The following is an 18,195-nucleotide window of genomic DNA, read 5'->3' on the forward strand; positions in this document are numbered from 1 at the left end:
TTATGACGATCAATATTCTTTTCGCTGCCAAAGCCGAACGTTGGACTGGCTATGAAAAGCCGCTGAACAAGGCGCTCACAAACGCGCTGGCGGGGCGGGAATTCAAACTCGCAACCGAGTTTCCACCAGAAGATGTTGACTACATTGTCTATGCGCCGAATAGCGACCTACAGGATTTCACGCCCTACACCCGCGCCAAAGCGGTGCTAAACCTCTGGGCCGGGGTGGAGAACATCACCGGCAATGAGACGCTCAAGATCCCCCTGACCCGGATGGTCGATTTCGGCCTGACACATGGCATGGTGGAATGGGTCACGGGCCATGTGTTGCGCTATCATCTGGGGCTGGATATCGACATCACGCGCCAAGATGCCAAGTGGGTGCCGCGCGATCAACCGCTCGCCCGCGAACGCAGCGTGGCGATCCTCGGGCTTGGCGCCCTTGGACAGGCGGTGGCCAAGGCGCTGGTTGGGCTTGGCTTTAACGTCAGCGGCTGGTCGCGAAGCGCAAAGTCCGTCGAAGGCGTGCGTTGCCTGCATGGTGATGATGGTTTGACCGAGGCACTAAAGAGCGCCGAGATCGCCGTGCTGCTGATGCCCGACACCCCCGCCACCCAAAACGTACTGAATGCAGAGACACTGGCGCAGATGCCCAGGGGGGCTTTCATCATCAACCCCGGTCGCGGGCCGCTGATTGACGATGACGCCTTGCTTGCAGCGCTTGATAGCGGCCAGATCGCCCATGCGACGCTTGATGTCTTCCGGGTAGAGCCGCTCCCCGAAGACCACCCCTATTGGGCGCATCCGCATGTTACCGTGACCCCGCATATTGCTGCCGCGACGCGCAATGATACGGCCTCGGAGGTGATTGCCGAGAACATCCGCCGCAGCGAGGCTGGTGAGCCTCTGCTGCATGTCGTGGATCGCAACCGGGGGTACTGACCCCCGGCCTCGGCTATCGGCCTAGGCGGCCAACCCACGCCCTTTGAGCAGCGCTTCGACCCCCGGCAAACGCCCCCGGAACGCCGTGTAAAGTTCCGCTGGATCGCGGCTGCCGCCGGTTGAGAGAATGTGGGCTTCCAACGCCTCAGCCCGCTCGGTATCGAAAGCGCCACCCGCTTCCTCGAAAGCGGCGAAAGCGTCGGCGTCCATCACTTCAGACCACATGTAGCTGTAGTAGGCGCTGGAATAGCCGTCTCCGGCGAACACATGCGCGAACTGCGGCGTGGCGTGGCGCATCCGGATCGCCTGAGGCATGCCGATGCTGCTGAGCACCTCAGCCTGTCGCGCCATCGGATCAGCCGGGGCCGCACCGTCGTGAAACTCCAGATCGACCAGCGCCGAGGCGATATATTCCACCGTCTGGAACCCCATGTCGAATGTCGCGGCGGCCAACACCTTCTCCAGCATCTCACGCGGCATCGCCTCGCCCGTGCGGGCGTGGGTGGCGAATTTTTCCAGCACTTCAGGCTGGTCTAGCCAATGCTCGTAAAGCTGGCTTGGCAGTTCAACAAAGTCGCGCGCGACAGAGGTGCCGCTGACGCTTTCATAGGTCACGTCCGACAACATCTGGTGCAGCGCGTGGCCGAACTCGTGGAACAACGTCCGCGCGTCGTCATATGACAGCAGCGCCGGATCGCCTTTGGCGAAGTTGCAGACGTTAATGACCACCGGTGCCTGCACCTGCGGGAACTTCGCCTGAGCCCGCATCGCCGAACACCACGCGCCAGAGCGTTTCGAGCCGCGCGCGAAATAATCTCCAATGAAAACCGCCACATGCTTGCCCTCGCGCGTCACCTCCCACGCCCGGCAATCGGGGTGGTAGAGCGGCACGTCGAGCGGTGCAAACTCAAGACCAAAAAGCCGGTTGGCACAGTCGAAGGATGCGTCGATCATCCGGTCGAGCTGGAAATAGGGTTTTAGCGCCGCCTCATCGAGATCATGCTCCGCTGTGCGGCGTTTCTCGGCGTAGTAGCGCCAGTCCCACGGCTCCAGCGGCCCGTTCACACCGTCGTCTTGCATCAGCGCGGTCAAGACCTGCGCATCGGCGTCTGCCTGCGCCTTGGCGGGCTTCCAGACCGACATCAGCAGATCGCGCACTGCCGCTGGGGTCTTGGCCATTTCCGTTTCCAGCTTATAGGCCGCAAAATTGTCGTAGCCGAGCAAGGCCGCGCGTTCTTCGCGCAGCGCCAAGGTCTCAGCCGCAATGGCGCGGTTGTCGGTCTCACCACCGTTGGCCCCGCGCGCCTCCCAAGCGCGAAACGCCTTCTCGCGCAGATCACGCCGGTCAGAGAACTGTAGGAAAGGCACAATTAGCGAGCGGGAGAGCGTGACCACCGGGCCATCTGCGCCCTTTTCCTCCCCCGCCGCGCGGGCTGTGTCGATCACAAAGTCCGGCAGGCCGGTGAGGTCGCCCTCCTCCAGCGGCATGAACCATGCGCGCTCATCGGCCAGCAGGTTCTGGGTGAACTGCGTGCCCAATACCGCAAGTCGCGCCTTGATCTCTTTCATCCGCTTGGCCGCATCGCCCGCCAGTGCCGCACCGGCGCGAACGAAACCACGGTGGGACAGCATCAAGACCCGCGCCTGTTCTCCGGTCAGGTCCAGCTTGTCTCGCGCCTCCCAGACCGCCGCGATCCGCGCGAACAGCGCCTCATTGCCGGAGATGGCAGATTGATGCGCTGCCAGTTCGGGCGAGAAGTCGCGCTGCAAAGCCTCGCGCGCCGGGTTGCTATCGGCACCTGCGACGGTGAAGAACACACTCAGCACCTTGTCGAGCGCTTGGCCCGAGGCCTCTAGCGCCTCAACCGTATTGGCGAAGGTGGGCGCGTCGGAGGTGCTGGCAATGGCGTCGATCTCGGCGCGGTGGGCGGCCAGCGCCTCCTGCAGGGCGGGGGCGAAATCGTCGTCGGAAATACGGTCGAAGGGGGCGATGCCAAATGGCGTGTCCCACTCGGCGAGCAGCGGATTTGTCATGAAAGTCTCCTTTGCCCCAAGATGGGGCCGGGCAGGAAGACTTGCAATCACCCGCCGCAGGTTTCGCAGCCCCCGCGCCGGGTAATCTTGATCTGGCGGTTCTCACCATAAAGCCCGTCATAGATCATCATCTGACCGCGCAGCACGCTGCCTGCCCCGGTGATCAGCTTGACCGCCTCTAGCGCCATCATCGTGCCGATCACACCCGGCAGCGGACCGATGACACCTGCCTCGGCGCACGACGGCGCAAGGCCCGCCGCCGGCGCTTCGGGGAAGATGCAGCGATAACAGGGCGCGCCGCGTTCCGGATCAAAGACACTAAGCTGTCCTTCCCATTGGCTCAGTGCGCCTGAGATCAATGGCACGCCTGCCGCGACACAAGCGGCGTTGACGCGGTAGCGGGCGTCGAAATTGTCAGTGCCGTCGAGCACGAGATCATAGTCAGCGACCAGGTCGGCGGCGATGTCGTCAGTCAAACGGCGGTGGTAGGGGCGCACAGTGATATGGGGGTTTTGGGCCAGCATCTCAGCCTGGGCTGAGAAGACCTTGGGCGTGCCGATGGCCGCGTCCTTGTGGATCACCTGCCGTTGCAGGTTGGCGTTTTCCACTTCGTCATCATCGATCACCCCGATGGTGCCAACCCCCGCCGCCGCAAGATATTGCAGCGCAGGTGCACCAAGCCCGCCCGCGCCGACAACCAGTACCTTGGCATTTTTAAGCGCCTTTTGACCGGCCCCGCCAACTTCGCGCAGCACGATGTGGCGGGCGTAGCGGTTGAGTTCACTGTCCGAGAAACTGCCCGATGCCGTGGTCTCGTCGGGCGGTGTGGCCCGCACGCGTAGAGTTTTCAGCCCCTGCCGGTAAAGCACGACCAGCATCACAAAGCCCCCCAGAAGCAACCAAGGGGCAGCGCTGCCGCCGGTGGCAAGGCGCAGCGGGTGATCATCCGGAAAGACAAGATGCAGCCCCACCAGCGCCAGATACATCACCGCAATCAGCCCCGCGCGCAGCCCGCGCGGCAGGCCGAGAAACCCACCGCCGAACCAGAGCGCTGCGGCAATAATCAAAACCGCCAGCATCAGGTCGCCCCCGTGGAGCCAAAACCGCTCGCCCCGCGCGCCGTGTCATCGAGGCTATCGACCAGATTAAACCCCGCCTGCACCACGGGCGCCACGACCATCTGTGCGATGCGCATGCCGTGTTCTACCGTAAACGCCTCTTGGCCCGTATTACCGAGGATGACCCCAACCACGCCGCGATAATCGCTGTCGATGGTCCCAGGGCTGTTGATCAGCGTGAGCCCATGTTTCAGCGCCAGCCCAGAGCGGGGGCGAACCTGTACCTCAAACCCATGCGGGATCGCCATATGCAGGCCGGTGGAGATCAGCGCCCGCGCACCGGGCGCTAGCGTGACTGCGCCCTCGGGCAGGTTGGCGCGCAGGTCGGCCCCCGCAGCACCAGCACTTTCATAGGCGGGCAGCGGCAAGGTTTGGTCCGTGCTCTCGGCCCAGCGGAGTTTGATTGTGGTCATAGTGCCTCCTCAGGCCAGCGCGGCGGCGATGCGGGTCGCAAGCCGGGTGGCCACGGCGTCTTTGCTCATGCGCGGCCATTCTTCGGTGGCGTCTTCGGTGATCAGGGTCACTGCATTCTCGCTGCCGCCCATGATTCCAGTGACGGGAGAGACATCATTGGCCACGATCCAGTCGCAGCCCTTGCGCGCGCGTTTGGCTGTGGCATGGGCCAGCACGTCGTTGGTCTCAGCGGCGAAGCCGACCACAAGTCTAGGACGGCCCTCGCTGCGCTGGCTGATGGTTTTGAGGATATCGGGATTTTCGGCGAAAGAGAGCGTCGGCAAACCGTCTTTAGATTTCTTCAGCTTGCGGTCCCCGGCCCCTTCAACATGCCAGTCGGCCACTGCCGCTGCAAAGACACCGGCGTCGGCAGGCAACGCTTGCTCGACCGCCGCCAGCATTTCCTTGGCGGTCTGGACTGCCACCACTTCGACCCCGTACGGCGGAGGCACGTCGGCGGGACCGGTAACAAAGACCACCTCGGCCCCCATCGCCGCCAGCGCCCGTGCAATTGCTGTGCCCTGCGCGCCGGAAGAGCGGTTGGCGATGTAGCGCACCGGGTCAATCGGTTCATGGGTCGGACCAGAGGTCACCAGAATGCGTTTGCCCTTAAGCGGCCCCTCGCCAAGCTGCGCCTCTGCAGCGGCAACAATCTCAAGCGGCTCTGCCATGCGCCCCGGTCCGAATTCACCGCAGGCCATGTCGCCGTCGTTGGGGCCGACCATCGCAATGCCATCGCCGCGCAGCGTGGCGATGTTGCGCTGTGTCGCGGGGTGCTGCCACATGCGTACATTCATCGCGGGCGCAAGCAGAACGGGCGTGTCGGTGGCAAGAAGAAGCGTGGAGGCCAGATCATTCGCCGCCCCCTGCGCCATCTTCGCCATCAGATCGGCAGTGGCCGGGGCCACCACCAGCAAATCGGCAGCGCGGCTCAGTTGGATATGGCCCATCTCAGCTTCATCGCCGAGATCAAAGAGATCGCGGAACACCTTCACGCCGGTCAGCGCGGATACGGAAAGTGGGGTTACAAATTCCTCGCCCGCGCGGGTGAGCACCGGGGTCACGCGCGCGCCGCGCTCTCGCAGGCGGCGGATCAGATCGAGGGACTTATAGGCGGCGATACCGCCCCCGATAATCAGCAGAATATGTTTGCCCGACAGCATAAAGGCCCCCCGATTGCATTCGGGAGACCTTAATCCGGGCCGCAGAAATCTGCCAGCCCCAGCGGGTATTGGTGCTATTGGTTAGGCCAAGAAAGCAAAGACCTCACGCGATTGCATCTCAAGCGACTTGCGCATCTTGCCGAAGGCTGCGGCCTCAAGCTGGCGAACCCGCTCTTTGCTAAGGCTCAGCTCATCGCCAAGGCTTTCCAATGTGCGCGATGGATCACGCAATTTGCGTTCGCGAACGATGAACTGCTCACGATCCGAAAGCCCCTGCATCGCCGTCAGCAGCCAATTGCGCAGTTGAGCAGTATCATGCTGCTCCTCCACCCGCTCGGCAGCTTGGGCGCTTTCATCGGCCAGCGCTTCGATCCACTCACGGCCCTCGTCTTCGGCAGACTGTGTGGCGTTAAGCGAATAATCAGAGCCGGAAAGACGGCCTTCCATCATTTCAACGTCATGCAATGGCACACCAATCTCGGTCGAGATCATCTGGCGCAGCTGGTGCTTATCGAGTGTCTCACCCACTGCAGAGGCTTCGCGCTCCAGACGGGCCTGTACCCGACGCATGTTGAAAAACAGGGATTTCTGCGAAGACGTGGACCCGGTACGCACCATCGACCAGTTACGCATTACATGGTCCTGAATGCTCGCTTTGATCCACCAAACCGCATAGGTCGAGAACCGCACCCCGCGATCGGGGTCAAACTTATCGGCGGCTTTCATGAGGCCCAAACCGGCCTCTTGGATCAGATCGTTCATCGGTGCGCCGTAGCGCTTGAACTTGCCGGCCATGGAAATCGCCAAACGCATGTAGGCGGTGATCAAACGGTGCAGCGCTGCCTCGTCTCGTTGATCACGCCACGCATAGGCCAGTTTCAATTCGGTATCGGCGTCGAGCAACTCTGCCTTCATAGCGGTGCGGGTGAGTGAAAATTCGCGTGCGGTCTGCAATGACATCTAGGATATCCCCCTTGAAGCGTGGCTCGGCTTGTTATGCGCCGTTGAGAGAGATACGCAGAGCTATGCCAATTGGTTCAAATATTTGGTGAGAAGATGTTGCCAAGAAATACCTTTGCCCTAGGCGGGGCAGCCTCAGGCAAGTCGGAATGGGCGGAAGCGCTCGTAAATTCCAGTGGGATGCCAAAGACTTACCTTGCTACCGGGCGGATTTGGGACGATGAAGTTCAAGAACGTGTGAACAAACATCAAGCGAGACGCGATGCTGGGTGGCGCACCGTCGAATGCCCGCTAGATTTGTCTGCGCCTTTGTCAAAATTGCCCGCTGGCGAAATCGTGCTGATCGATTGCGCGACCATGTGGCTGAGCAATCATTTGATGGAAGGTAGCGATTTGGCCGGGGCGCAGGCGGCGCTTTTGGACGCCCTGCGCGGCTGTGCGGCGCAGTGGATTATTGTGTCAAACGAAGTCGGTCAGGGCATCGTGCCCGACAACGCTATGGCGCGCCAATTCCGCGAGGCGCAGGGACGGCTGAACATCGCTCTGGCCGCCGAGGCGGAAACCGTGGTGCAGGTTGTTGTCGGCCTGCCCCAACTGCTGAAAGGCGAAATGCCATGACCACATGGCACTGGGTGCGCCACGGCCCAACACACGAAAAGAACTTCGTCGGCTGGCGCGATGTGCCCGCCGACCTTTCCGATGCACCACGTTTGGCACGGCTGAACCTACATCTGCCTGATGACGCGCTTCTGATCTCCTCTGATCTGATCCGCGCGGTGCATACTGCTGATGCTCTGGCCCTGCCAACCCGCCGCCGCCTGCCCCATGATCCCGATCTGCGCGAATTGCATTTCGGCGCATGGGACGGGATGCATTTTTCCGACGTTGCCGCGCGCGATCCAGATCTCAGCCGTGCCTATTGGGAAACGCCCGGCGATGTGGTGGCGCCCGGCGGCGAGAGCTGGAACCAGACCAAAGCGCGGGTTGATAGGGTTGTGGCGCGGATCAACGAAGCGCACCCGCAAGCGCATGTAATCGCCGTGGCGCATTTCGGGGTGATCCTGACACAAGTCCAACAGGCCCAAGGCGGCGGCCCGCTGGAGGCGATGGCCCATAAGATCGACAATCTATCGGTTACACATTTGGCGCATGAAAGCGGCACTTGGCGGATCAACGAAATTAATCGCACGCCCTAGCACCCTCTGCCGCATAAAGGGCTTTGCTTGGCTGCCGTCTTCTGCCTAATTTCGCCTATGACATATGATCTTTATATCGGCGATCGTACCTTCTCCAGCTGGTCCCTCCGGGGCTGGTTAATGCTTGAGAAGTTTGATCTTCCTTACCGCGCACATCTCGTGGGGCTCTACAACGGCACCATGGCCGAAGATCTTGCGCATCTCGCCCCGGCGCGGCTGGTACCTGCCCTACGCCTGCCCGATGGAACTGTCGTGGGCGAAAGCCTCGCCATGGCAGAAACATTGGCCGAACGGCACCCCGAGGCCGGGCTCTGGCCCACCGATCCTGCCGCCCGCGCAACCGCTCGCTGGTTATGCGCCGCGATGGCTTCCGGCTTCGGCGCGCTGCGCGGCGCCTGTCCAATGCAGTTGCAACATGTGTGGGACGGGTTCGATCCAGATGCCGAAACCCGAAAAGATTTAGAACGCATCGAAGAGTTGTGGCGTCATGCCCGCAGCCAGCCGCGCAGTGCGGGGCCGTGGCTTTTTGGGGCCTATTCCCTCGCCGATGTTTTCTATGCGCCGGTCGCTGCACGAATCATTGGCTATGACTTGCCTGTTTCAACCGAGGCGCGGGCATATTGCGAGGCCACCATCAATGATCCGGCCTTCAAGGCATGGCGCGCCGCAGGGCTTGAGACGATCTATGCTCCTTTCCCCTATGAGCTGGGCCTGCCCAAGCGCGACTGGCCAGCCAACTAGGGCAACGTTAACCATTCCTAAACCCGCCTTGCCTACCGATTAACCATAGCAAGGCGGGAGAATGGGCGATGGTGTCGCGGGCCTATACGGTCGCATTTCAGGGGGTCGAGGCGCGTATTGTCGAGGTGCAATGCGCGGTCACGGCGGGCTTGCCCGGCTTTTCCATCGTCGGACTGGCGGACAAGGCAGTGTCCGAAGCACGCGACCGGGTGCGGACGGCCCTTAGCGCCATGGCCATTGCGCTGCCGTCGAAACGCATCACCGTAAACCTTTCCCCGGCGGACCTGCCAAAAGAAGGCAGCCATTTCGATCTGCCCATCGCACTGGCACTTCTGTCGGCGCTCGACATCCTGCCGGAGGACATCACGCAAAATGTCGTGGCCTTGGGGGAGCTTTCACTCGACGGAACACTCATGCCGGTGGTCGGCGCCCTGCCCGCCGCCATGGCCGCCGCCACCCACGACCGCAGCCTTCTTTGCCCCGCGGGCTCGGGGGCAGAAGCCGCTTGGGTCGGCAAAACGCAGGTCATTGCCGCCGCCACCTTAGGCGATGTGGTGCGCCACTATACAGGCCAAGTACCGATTAATCCCGCAGAGCCGGGTGAGGTGCCTCTCAACGCAGCGGGCCGCGATCTGCGCGAAGTCAAAGGCCAAGAACGCGCCAAACGCGCCTTGGAAATCGCGGCAGCGGGCAGGCATCACCTGATGTTGGTCGGCACGCCCGGCTCAGGCAAATCCATGCTGGCCGCCCGGCTGCCCGGCATCCTTCCCCCGCTCACTGCGACCGAGGCGCTTGAGACCTCGATGATCCACTCCCTCGCTGGACTGCTCGACGAAGGCGGCATTTCCCGCAGCCGCCCCTTTCGCGAGCCGCATCACACGGCTTCCATGGCCGCGATCATCGGCGGCGGGCGCCAAGCGCGGCCAGGAGAAGCATCCCTTGCGCATAATGGCGTGCTTTTCATGGATGAATTTCCTGAGTTCAACCGCACAGTTCTCGAAACCCTGCGCCAGCCGATTGAGACCGGCGAGGTGATGATCGCGCGCGCGAATGCCCATGTGAAATACCCCTGCCGGTTTATGCTGGTCGCTGCGGCGAACCCTTGCAAATGCGGCTATCTACCTGATCCAGCCCGCGCTTGCGCCCGCGTTCCGGCCTGCGGAGAAGACTACATAGGTCGCATCTCTGGCCCGCTAATGGACCGTTTCGATCTGCGCGTTGATGTGCCTCCGGTTAGCTATACCGATCTCAACCTGCCACCCAGCAGCGAAGGTTCTGTCGAGGTGGCCGCAAGGGTCGCCGCTGCCCGAACATTACAGCTGACACGCTATGCAGGGCATGACGGGATGTCGGCCAATGCCGATGCGGCGGGTGAGCTGCTTGAAACTGTCGTCAGCCCGGACGCAGAGGCGCGCGACCTACTGATCCGTGCGGCAGAACGCTTTCGTCTTTCTGCGCGTGGCTATCACCGGGTGATGCGCGTGGCGCGCACCATCGCCGATTTGGAGGGCGCAGCCGAAGTGCGCCGCCCGCAAATGGCCGAAGCGATCAGCTTTCGCCTGCCTGACCCGGCGGCAGGGCGTTGATCCAGTTAGCAAGGGCGCTAAGAGTCGCCCGCGCTTCGGGCAGATGGTTCTGGAAAAGCGGCCAAACATGCGGCAGGTCATGGGCTTCTTCAAAAGTGACGGCCACGCCCGCATCGCGCAACCGCGCGGCGAAACGGCGGCTATCATCACGCAGGATTTCGCTGTCGCTCACAGTAAGCCAGATTGGCGGGGCACCTTCAAAATCAGCGAAAATTGGGCTTGCGCGCGGATGTCTGGCGCTCTGACCTTGAAGATACAGGTCCGCCATCTCAGCCGCGCGTGCCGCGGGCAAGAGCACATCGCATTTCGTATTTTCAGCGAAACTGCTACCGGAAAAGGTCATATCCAACAGCGGCGACAACCCAAACACACCTGCAGGCAATGCCGCCCCTTCACGACATAGCTGCGCCAATAGGTCAAAGACTAAGGCGCCTCCGGCGCTATCGCCGCCTATCACGATATCCTGTGCTAAAATGCCCGTCTGTCGCAGCGCGTCCCAAGCGGCCCGAACGTCTTGCGCCGGCTTAGGGAACGCCGCCTCCGGCACCCGGTCATAGCGCGGCAGAACCGCCCGCGCACCGGTCAATAGGGCCAACCGCGCGACCATAGCGCGGTGGGTCTCTGGACTGCCAAAGGCAAAACCACCGCCATGGATGTAAAGGATAACGCGGGTTTTACAAAGGTGCTTGGGCGTAAGCCAAAGCGCAGCCCCCGCCCCCGGCAAATCACACCAGTCTGAGCGCACACCGCGCGGCCCTCTAAAAAAGAGCCGAGCTTGCATCTCCATCGTAGCCCTCAAAAGCTGCGGGTTTCCCCACGCCAAAAGCGGTTTTTCAGTCAGGCGGAGGCAGCGGTTCAACAGGTGCTGACGCAGGCTCACCCGCGGCGGGCCTCGATTGCCTCCCAGATTTTGCCAGCGATGTTCACGCCGTCAAACCGTTCCAATTCCTGTATGCCGGTAGGCGAGGTCACGTTGATTTCGGTCAGATAGTCACCGATCACGTCAATGCCGACGAAAATCTGACCTTTCTCTTTCAACAATGGGCCAATGGCCGCGCAGATTTCAAGATCGCGCTCGGTCAGACCGACCTTTTCGGGCCGCCCACCGACATGCATATTCGACCGTGTCTCACCTTCTGCCGGAACGCGGTTGATTGCGCCCACGGCTTCACCATCCACAAGGATAACCCTCTTGTCGCCCTTTGACACGGCAGGCAAGAATTTTTGAACGATCAACGGCTCTCGCGAGAACCCTGTGAACAACTCATGCAGTGAGGTGAGATTGCGGTCATTGGCATCAAGCCGGAACACGCCAGCGCCGCCATTGCCGTAAAGCGGTTTAAGAATAACATCGCCATGTTTGGCCTTGAACGCCTTGATCGTAGAGAGGTCGCGCGCAATCGTCGTGGGCGGCGTCAAATCTGGAAAATCGAGAACCATGAGTTTTTCAGGATAATTGCGCACCCAGAAGGGATCGTTGACCACCAAGGTGGTTTCTTTCAACCGATCCAGCAAATGTGTAGAAGTGATGTAATGCATGTCGAACGGCGGGTCTTGGCGCAACCACACCACGTCGAAATCTGCCAAATCGACCTCTCGTTCCTCCCCGAACTGGGCGTGATCCCCCTGCACGCGCTTTACGGTGAAGTCATACCCCCGTGCCGTGATCCGCCCCTCTTGGTAAGCTAAGTGGTCGGGCGTGTAGAAAAACAGTTCATGCCCGCGCGCCTGCGCCTCTTCAGCCAGTCGAAAGCTGCTGTCGGCATTGATATTCACGTCCCCGATCGGGTCCATTTGAAAGGCGATCTTCATCGGAGTCTCCCTGCTGCTTACCTTGGTCGTGACCCGACCCAGACCGACGGTGCAGGCTTGAGGGATCGTTTCCTAGATGGCGCAGCAGGGGCCTATGCGCAATGGGTCAGCCATGGCCAAAGGCGTTTTCGATGATTTCCGTCGCGCCCTGCCCGTCGACAAGTGCCACATCAAACCGCACTTCGGTCAGGCTGCCTGCGGGTTCGCCAGCAAGAAATTCTTCGGCAGATCGGTAAATACGCTGCATCTGTCGCGATGAGAGGCTTTCTGCTGCACGCGCGAAGCTCCGGCTTTGCTTTACTTCGACAAAAATCAGGGCAGCCCCATCACGAAGAATGAGATCGATCTCTCCAGCGCGGCCACGCCAGCGGCGGCGCGCGATAGCAAATCCGCGTCTTTCGTAATCTTGCGCGATCCTATTCTCGGCGGCGATCCCGGCATGGTAGGCCATGCGCCCCCGCTGGCGTTTAGCCGCAGATCGTGCCGTAACTGTATCACCCTGCGCCATATTTACTGCTCCGACAAATGCCTACTCTTTGCCGAGCGCCAGTGCTGCCTGATAGACCTGTCGACGGGGCAGACCATGAGCCTGCGCCACCAAATCGACAGCGTCGCGCATCGACAGTTCCTTAAGCGCCCGTTGCAAATCAGTTTCTAGGTCAACTTGTTTAATAGAATCTGAACGTCCCCGATCGATTAGCACGACCACTTCGCCCTTTGGCGCTTGCGCCTGATAGACCTCTGCGAGGTTTTCGAGCGTATCGCGCTGAACTTCTTCAAACTTCTTGGTCAATTCCCGGCACATTGCCGCCTGTCGCTCTGCGCCCAGCGCGGTCGCAGCATCCCGAAGCATTGCCCCCAGCCGTTTTGGCGATTCGTAAAATACCAGCGTTCCCGGCACATCGCGCAATTTTTCCAACGCGGCAATACGCGCGGATTTGCTATTGGGCAGGAAACCCGCAAAGAAAAAAGCGTCTGTGGGCAAACCGCCCAGCGCCAGCGCAGTCAACACGGCGGACGGGCCCGGAGCGCAGGTCAGCATCACCCCGGCTGCGGCGGCCGCACGGCTCAGTTCAAAGCCCGGGTCGGCGATCAGTGGCATCCCCGCCTCAGACGCGTAGGCGACCGATTTACCCTCTCGGATTGCCGCGATAAGCCGCTCTTGCACGGATGTGCCGCTGTGGTCGTGCAGGGCGATCACCTTTCGCCCGGCAAGCGGGACACCGTGGATCTCCATAAGCCGACGCAGGCTGCGGGTATCTTCTGCCGCGAGCACATCTGCCGCGGCAAGTGTGTCAAGCGCGCGCAGCGTAATGTCGCGCGCCGTTCCGATTGGGACACCCACAAAGTAAAGTCCCGGGGCTAGATCTGTCTTGATGAATTTCAACGCTGGACCCGCCTTTCGCAGTGACTATGATCGCGGCCATGTTCCGGCGACCTTCGTCGTCTTGCCACCACCGGGGAGTGAATACAAATGATTGCCTGTTTCCGAGCCTTCCGCAAGAAGATGCAGCTGCTTTTGCTGCCACTCTTCGCGGTCATTCTGGCGGCGTGTCAGCCCGTTGCCATCGGCGGCGCCAATTCTGGCGGCCCGAGCATTGACACCTCTGCGCCTGTTCCTGTGGCGCTTTTGGTGCCGCGTGGCGGCTCTGCTAGTGATGAGTTGCTGGCCAAAAACCTTGAGAATGCAGCGCGTCTTGCCATGCGTGATCTGGGTGGCGTCCAGATTGACCTGCGGGTTTATGGCACCGCTGGCAATGCCAGCAAAGCAGCCTCCGTTGCCGCGCAGGCAGTGAATGAAGGGGCTAAGATCATCCTCGGACCGGTCTACGGTGAGGCGGCCAACGCCGCTGGCGTGGCCGTGGCCTCCTCAGGCGTTAATGTAATCTCTTTCTCGAATAACCCGACTATTGCAGGCGGCAACGTCTTCGTGCTTGGCCCGACCTTTGCCAACACCGCAAACCGTTTGGTGAGCTTTGCCAAACGCAATGGCAAAGACAAAGTGGTTGTGCTGCATGGCCAAGACCTTGCCGGCCAGCTGGGCCGCGATGCGATCGTGCAAGCGATCAGCGCCAATGGCGCGACACTGGCGGGCACCGTCGACTATGCGCTAAGCCAAGAGTCGGTTGTGGCAGCTGTGCCGCGGGTCAAAGCAGCAATTGAAGGCAGCGGTGCGAATGCGCTGTTCCTCACCACCTCTTCGGCCAGTGCCCTGCCGCTTTTTGCAGAGCTTCTTCCCGAGGCGGGCATTCAGTCTGCAACCACACAATATCTGGGTCTGACCCGATGGGATATTCCGCAGCAAACACTGGCCCTTCCCGGCGTGCAGGGCGGTTGGTTTGCCCTTCCTGATACAACAGCAACCGGCGCTTTCTCCAACCGCTACAAAGCCGCATATGGCAGCGAGCCACACCCGCTGGCCGGGCTGGCGTTTGACGGGATCGCGGCGATTGGGTCGTTGGTAAAGGGCGGCAAGTCCAATGCGCTCACCGGCGCGGCGCTGACCCAAGGGGCGGGCTTCCAAGGGGCCAGCGGCATCTTCCGCCTGCGCCGCGACGGGACCAATGAACGCGCACTGTCCGTGGCCACCATCCGCAACAGCCGCGTCGTCGTCTTGGACCCGGCGCCACGTGGTTTTGGCGGGGCTGGTTTCTGAGTTGGACTTAGCGAAACCGACAACAACATCAGGCGCTCGTCGACACCCGCGCCTGATCTGCGCGCCCGAGCAAATCTTTGACGATGCCGCCATCTGGCAAGCGCTTTCCCAACTCGACAGCACGCTGGAAGGCGCCGCTTTGCGGGCTGAGATCGTGCCCTTGATCCAAGACGCGCAGCAAGCCGGTCGCAAGGCCATTGCTGCGGGTTTTGCTGAATCGCCTTTTGACGCGCGGGCGATGACCTCCTCCTATACCTATCTCACCGACCAATTGCTGCGCTGCGTTTTGCAGATCGCAACGCAAGTGCTGCATCCCAACCCGAACCCGACCGACGGTGAACGGCTCGCTATGATCGGCGTGGGAGGCTATGGTCGGGGCGAGATGGCGCCGCATTCGGACGTCGATCTACTGTTCTTAATTCCCTACAAGGCAACCGCTTGGTCAGAGAGCGTCATTGAATCGATGCTCTATATCCTGTGGGACCTGAAGCTGAAGGTGGGCCATGCCACGCGCACGATTGAGGACTGTCTGCGCCTTGGCGCCGATGACTATACAATTCAGACCGCACTTTTAGAGAACCGTTTTATCGATGGCGACATCACCCTTGCCCAAGAGCTTTCACAGCGGCTGAAAAGCGATCTCTTCTCCGGGGCGGGGAAAGACTTTATCGAAGCCAAACTGGAGGAGCGCGACAACCGCCACCTGAAGCAAGGGGAGCGCTATGTGGTCGAGCCCAATGTCAAAGAGGGCAAAGGTGGTCTGCGCGATCTGCAGTCGCTGTTCTGGATTGCCAAGTTCATTCACGACGTCGACCGGGTCGCCGATCTGGTTGATCTGGGTGTTTTCCGTGCCGATGAATATGACACCTTCCGCGAGGCCGAAGCGTTTCTCTGGTCGGTGCGCGGGCACCTTCACCTGCTCGCCGGTCGCGCGACGGAACAGCTAACCTTTGACATGCAGGTGCAGGTGGCACAGACGATGGGCTATCAGGACATCGGCGGACGCCGGGGCGTCGAGATCTTCATGCAGGCCTATTTCCGCCATGCCACGGCGGTGGGCGATCTGACCCGCATCTTCGTCAGCGGTTTGGAAGCCTCACATATGAAGGCCGAACCGCTGCTGGAGCGCATCTTTCGCCGCCGTCCCAAGATGCGCGAAGGGTTTCAGGTGGTACACAACCGCATCGCCGTGAAAGACGACCGAGAGTTTTTGCAAGATAAGCTGAACTTGCTGCGCATATTCGAAGAGGCGCTGCGCACGGGGATGTTGATCCACCCCGACGCCATGCGATTGATCAAAGCCAATCTTGCGCTGATCGACGACGACATGCGCCGCACCCCCGAAGCACGGCGCATCTTCCTTGATCTGCTGCTCAAACACGGCAATCCCGAACGCGCCCTGCGACGGATGAATGAATTGGGCGTCTTGGGCGCCTTCATCCCTGAGTTTGAGCCCATCGTGGCGATGATGCAGTTCAACATGTACCACTCCTACACCGTGGACGAACATATCATCCAATGCATTGCCAACCTCGCTCGGATCGAAAAGGGCGAGTTGGAAGAGGAACTGCCCGTCGCCTCGTCGATCCTGAAACGCGGGGTCAATCGCAAGGTGCTTTACGTCGCACTGCTGCTGCATGACATCGGCAAAGGGCGGCCTGAGGATCACTCAATCATCGGGGCCAAACTCGCGCGGCGCATCGGCCCACGGCTGGGGTTGAAACGCGATGAGGTCGACACCGTGGAATGGCTGGTGCGCTATCACCTGCTGATGTCCGACATGGCCCAGAAACGTGACATCGCCGATCCGCGTACGGTGCGCGACTTTGCCAAGGCGGTGCAGACGGTCAAACGGCTCGACCTGCTTTATGTGCTGACGGTCTGCGACATTCGCGGCGTCGGGCCGAACACGTGGAACAACTGGAAAGCAGTGCTGATCCGGGCACTCTACCGCCAGACCGAACGGGCACTTGAAACCGGGCTTGAAGACCTCAACCGTGAGAACCGGGGGGCAGAGGCCAAGAAAGCCTTGCGGGCCGCGCTCTCCGACTGGCCGCGCAAGCTTTTGCAACAAGAGACAGCCCGCCACTACCCGCCCTATTGGCAGGGTCTGCACGTCACCGCTCATGTCGCCTTTGCAGAACTGCTGCGCGACATCGGTAATGACGATATCCGCATTGATCTACACCCCGACGAAGACCGTGGCGCCACGCGCGCCAGCTTTGTCATGGCGGATCACCCGGGCATCTTTGCACGGCTCGCAGGGGCATTGGCGCTGGTCGGGGCCAATATCGTCGACGCACGCAGCTATACCACCAAAGACGGTTTCGTGACCGATGCCTTTTGGATCCAAGACAGCGAAGGCAACGCCTATGAAGCCTCGCGCCTACCCCGCCTGCGCGACACGATCGAAAAAACCCTGCGGGGAGAGATCGTCGCCCGCGATGCGTTGAAATCCCGCGACAAAGTCAAAAAGCGTGAACGTGCGTTCAAGGTGCCGACCCATATCACTTTCGACAACGAAGGCTCGGAGATTTATACGATCATCGAAGTCGATACCCGCGACCGGCCCGGCCTTCTTTATGATCTGACCCGCACCTTGGCTGGCTCAAACGTCTATATTGCCAACGCCGTAATCGCGACCTTTGGCGAACAGGTGGTCGACACCTTCTACGTCAAAGACATGTTCGGGCTGAAATATTATACCGAAGCCAAACAGCGGACCTTGGAAAAACGTCTGCGCGAAGCGATTGTCGCCGGGGTACAGCGGGCCGAGGGCTAGGTTCCACGGAGCCAGCCTTACCGGCAGATTCTCGCCACCCGGAATCTCCGCGCTTTGCTTTTCATGTCGGATCCTCAAAATCCCATGCAACCCGGCAGCAGCGCGGGATTTCGTAGTTGAGGGACATATGAGCGTTACACGTGCAGCACTGCCGAACCGGAGCCTCATGGCTCTTTGCGCCACACTTCTATTGACAGCAGCCTGCGCCAAAGCGCCTGACGTGCCCGAAAGCTTTGATTTTGGTGGCTTGAACCCCCAGCGCCACTTCATGGCCGTGCAAACCGCCCAGGACATGCGCGCCAAGGGCCAACGCGTTTGGTGCGTGCCCTTTGCCCGCAATGTCAGCGGCATCCAGATTCGCGGCAACGCGGAAACGTGGTGGGACAAGGCCAAGGGGCTTTATCCGCGCGGAGATGAACCGGTGGTTGGCGCGGTTATGGCCTTTAGCGGAACCAGCTCCCTGCCCATGGGGCATATCGCCGTCGTCTCTGATGTCGTTTCGCCGCGCGAAATCAAGGTGGACCACGCCAATTGGAAGCGCAACCAAGTCTCGCTGAAAATGGCCGTCATCGACGTGTCGGACAGCAACGACTGGTCCGCCGTACGGGTCGAAAGCCAGCCCGGCGCCTTTGGCAGCACCTATCCTGTTAACGGCTTTATCTACCCGACCGGCGGATAAGCGTTGTACCGCCAAAGCGGGGTAAGCGACCCATCAGGGCCAATTACCCCGCATTGCACCGGATGAGCCGCCGC

17 protein-coding genes are annotated in these 18,195 nt (G+C 61.0%); 8 read left to right on the forward strand and 9 right to left on the reverse strand.

The window, feature by feature from the left end:
• Positions 1–2: 2 nt before the first annotated feature.
• Entirely contained in the window at positions 3–941 is a 939-nt protein-coding gene (locus WNY61_RS13755) for a glyoxylate/hydroxypyruvate reductase A (protein WP_342851987.1), read from the forward strand.
• A gap of 21 nt (positions 942–962) precedes the next feature.
• On the opposite strand, the gene WNY61_RS13760 is transcribed toward WNY61_RS13755, so the two are convergent.
• From WNY61_RS13760 to WNY61_RS13780, 5 genes are all read right to left on the reverse strand, one after another.
• Positions 963–2,975, reverse strand: coding sequence for a M3 family metallopeptidase (locus WNY61_RS13760; protein WP_342851988.1), 2,013 nt, complete (start codon positions 2,973–2,975; stop codon positions 963–965).
• Positions 2,976–3,022: 47 nt separating this feature from the next.
• A complete protein-coding gene (gene moeB, locus WNY61_RS13765; RefSeq protein WP_342851989.1) occupies positions 3,023–4,054 on the reverse strand; it encodes a molybdopterin-synthase adenylyltransferase MoeB in 1,032 nt (343 codons plus the stop codon).
• Complete coding sequence (gene dut, locus WNY61_RS13770) at positions 4,054–4,506, reverse strand: dUTP diphosphatase (RefSeq protein WP_342851990.1); 453 nt, start codon at positions 4,504–4,506, stop codon at positions 4,054–4,056. Before dut ends, moeB begins: the two co-directional genes overlap by 1 nt.
• Before the next feature lie 9 nt (positions 4,507–4,515).
• Positions 4,516–5,709 (reverse strand): bifunctional phosphopantothenoylcysteine decarboxylase/phosphopantothenate--cysteine ligase CoaBC, encoded by a 1,194-nt coding sequence (coaBC, locus tag WNY61_RS13775; protein WP_342851991.1) that lies wholly within the window; start codon positions 5,707–5,709, stop codon positions 4,516–4,518.
• Between the two features lie 81 nt (positions 5,710–5,790).
• The gene (locus WNY61_RS13780) at positions 5,791–6,669 is read right to left on the reverse strand and encodes an RNA polymerase factor sigma-32 (RefSeq protein WP_007117989.1); all 879 of its coding nucleotides are present in this window, start codon (positions 6,667–6,669) and stop codon (positions 5,791–5,793) included.
• Between the two features lie 96 nt (positions 6,670–6,765).
• Between WNY61_RS13780 and cobU the strand changes: the two genes are divergently transcribed.
• From cobU to WNY61_RS13800, 4 genes are all read left to right on the forward strand, one after another.
• The gene (gene cobU / locus WNY61_RS13785; protein WP_342851992.1) at positions 6,766–7,287 is read left to right on the forward strand and encodes a bifunctional adenosylcobinamide kinase/adenosylcobinamide-phosphate guanylyltransferase; all 522 of its coding nucleotides are present in this window, start codon (positions 6,766–6,768) and stop codon (positions 7,285–7,287) included.
• Positions 7,284–7,865, forward strand: coding sequence for a histidine phosphatase family protein (locus WNY61_RS13790; RefSeq protein ID WP_342851993.1), 582 nt, complete (start codon positions 7,284–7,286; stop codon positions 7,863–7,865). Before cobU ends, WNY61_RS13790 begins: the two co-directional genes overlap by 4 nt.
• Before the next feature lie 57 nt (positions 7,866–7,922).
• Positions 7,923–8,606, forward strand: a complete 684-nt coding sequence (locus WNY61_RS13795) for a glutathione S-transferase (protein ID WP_342851994.1) — start codon at positions 7,923–7,925, stop codon at positions 8,604–8,606.
• A 68-nt stretch (positions 8,607–8,674) separates the two neighbouring features.
• Positions 8,675–10,192 (forward strand): YifB family Mg chelatase-like AAA ATPase, encoded by a 1,518-nt coding sequence (locus tag WNY61_RS13800; RefSeq protein ID WP_342851995.1) that lies wholly within the window; start codon positions 8,675–8,677, stop codon positions 10,190–10,192.
• Here the strand turns inward: WNY61_RS13800 and WNY61_RS13805 are convergent.
• The 4 genes from WNY61_RS13805 to rsmI all read right to left on the reverse strand — a co-directional run bounded on the left by WNY61_RS13805 (position 10,155) and on the right by rsmI (position 13,391).
• Positions 10,155–10,937, reverse strand: coding sequence for an alpha/beta hydrolase (locus tag WNY61_RS13805; RefSeq protein ID WP_342851996.1), 783 nt, complete (start codon positions 10,935–10,937; stop codon positions 10,155–10,157). The two genes, WNY61_RS13800 and WNY61_RS13805, sit on opposite strands and share 38 nt — an antisense overlap.
• A 131-nt stretch (positions 10,938–11,068) precedes the next feature.
• Positions 11,069–12,004 carry a glutathione synthase gene (gene gshB / locus WNY61_RS13810; RefSeq protein WP_007117995.1) on the reverse strand — a complete coding sequence of 312 codons (936 nt, stop codon included), beginning with the start codon at positions 12,002–12,004 and terminating at the stop codon, positions 11,069–11,071.
• Positions 12,005–12,110: 106 nt separating this feature from the next.
• Entirely contained in the window at positions 12,111–12,455 is a 345-nt protein-coding gene (locus tag WNY61_RS13815; protein ID WP_243254282.1) for a YraN family protein, read from the reverse strand.
• A gap of 78 nt (positions 12,456–12,533) precedes the next feature.
• Positions 12,534–13,391: a 16S rRNA (cytidine(1402)-2'-O)-methyltransferase gene (gene rsmI / locus WNY61_RS13820; RefSeq protein ID WP_342851997.1), complete on the reverse strand. Its 858-nt coding sequence runs from the start codon at positions 13,389–13,391 to the stop codon at positions 12,534–12,536.
• An 87-nt stretch (positions 13,392–13,478) separates the two neighbouring features.
• On the opposite strand from rsmI, the gene WNY61_RS13825 reads away from it, so the two are divergent.
• The 3 genes from WNY61_RS13825 (at position 13,479) to WNY61_RS13835 (ending at position 18,121) form a co-directional block, all read left to right on the forward strand.
• On the forward strand, positions 13,479–14,660 hold the full coding sequence (locus WNY61_RS13825; RefSeq protein WP_342851998.1) for a penicillin-binding protein activator: 1,182 nt from the start codon (positions 13,479–13,481) through the stop codon (positions 14,658–14,660).
• A complete protein-coding gene (locus WNY61_RS13830; protein WP_342851999.1) occupies positions 14,569–17,442 on the forward strand; it encodes a [protein-PII] uridylyltransferase in 2,874 nt (957 codons plus the stop codon). Before WNY61_RS13825 ends, WNY61_RS13830 begins: the two co-directional genes overlap by 92 nt.
• 127 nt (positions 17,443–17,569) lie before the next feature.
• A complete protein-coding gene (locus WNY61_RS13835; protein WP_342852000.1) occupies positions 17,570–18,121 on the forward strand; it encodes a CHAP domain-containing protein in 552 nt (183 codons plus the stop codon).
• The last annotated feature ends 74 nt before the right edge of the window (positions 18,122–18,195 follow it).

The sequence above is a fragment of the Sulfitobacter sp. AS92 genome (assembly GCF_038900015.1).
In the GTDB taxonomy this organism is placed as follows: Bacteria; Pseudomonadota; Alphaproteobacteria; order Rhodobacterales; family Rhodobacteraceae; genus Sulfitobacter.

Excerpts from the sequence above, each read along its gene's own strand:
- dut (WP_342851990.1), bottom strand. The coding sequence starts at position 4,506 with ATGACCACAATCAAACTCCGCTGGGCCGAGAGCACGGACCAAACCTTG.
- WNY61_RS13815 (WP_243254282.1), bottom strand. The coding sequence starts at position 12,455 with ATGGCCTACCATGCCGGGATCGCCGCCGAGAATAGGATCGCGCAAGAT.
- WNY61_RS13835 (WP_342852000.1), top strand. The coding sequence starts at position 17,570 with ATGAGCGTTACACGTGCAGCACTGCCGAACCGGAGCCTCATGGCTCTT.
- moeB (WP_342851989.1), bottom strand. The coding sequence starts at position 4,054 with ATGCTGGCGGTTTTGATTATTGCCGCAGCGCTCTGGTTCGGCGGTGGG.
- WNY61_RS13825 (WP_342851998.1), top strand. The coding sequence starts at position 13,479 with ATGATTGCCTGTTTCCGAGCCTTCCGCAAGAAGATGCAGCTGCTTTTG.
- gshB (WP_007117995.1), bottom strand. The coding sequence starts at position 12,004 with ATGAAGATCGCCTTTCAAATGGACCCGATCGGGGACGTGAATATCAAT.
- coaBC (WP_342851991.1), bottom strand. The coding sequence starts at position 5,709 with ATGCTGTCGGGCAAACATATTCTGCTGATTATCGGGGGCGGTATCGCC.
- WNY61_RS13800 (WP_342851995.1), top strand. The coding sequence starts at position 8,675 with ATGGTGTCGCGGGCCTATACGGTCGCATTTCAGGGGGTCGAGGCGCGT.
- WNY61_RS13790 (WP_342851993.1), top strand. The coding sequence starts at position 7,284 with ATGACCACATGGCACTGGGTGCGCCACGGCCCAACACACGAAAAGAAC.
- WNY61_RS13780 (WP_007117989.1), bottom strand. The coding sequence starts at position 6,669 with ATGTCATTGCAGACCGCACGCGAATTTTCACTCACCCGCACCGCTATG.
- WNY61_RS13795 (WP_342851994.1), top strand. The coding sequence starts at position 7,923 with ATGACATATGATCTTTATATCGGCGATCGTACCTTCTCCAGCTGGTCC.
- cobU (WP_342851992.1), top strand. The coding sequence starts at position 6,766 with ATGTTGCCAAGAAATACCTTTGCCCTAGGCGGGGCAGCCTCAGGCAAG.
- WNY61_RS13830 (WP_342851999.1), top strand. The coding sequence starts at position 14,569 with ATGAACGCGCACTGTCCGTGGCCACCATCCGCAACAGCCGCGTCGTCG.
- WNY61_RS13760 (WP_342851988.1), bottom strand. The coding sequence starts at position 2,975 with ATGACAAATCCGCTGCTCGCCGAGTGGGACACGCCATTTGGCATCGCC.
- WNY61_RS13755 (WP_342851987.1), top strand. The coding sequence starts at position 3 with ATGACGATCAATATTCTTTTCGCTGCCAAAGCCGAACGTTGGACTGGC.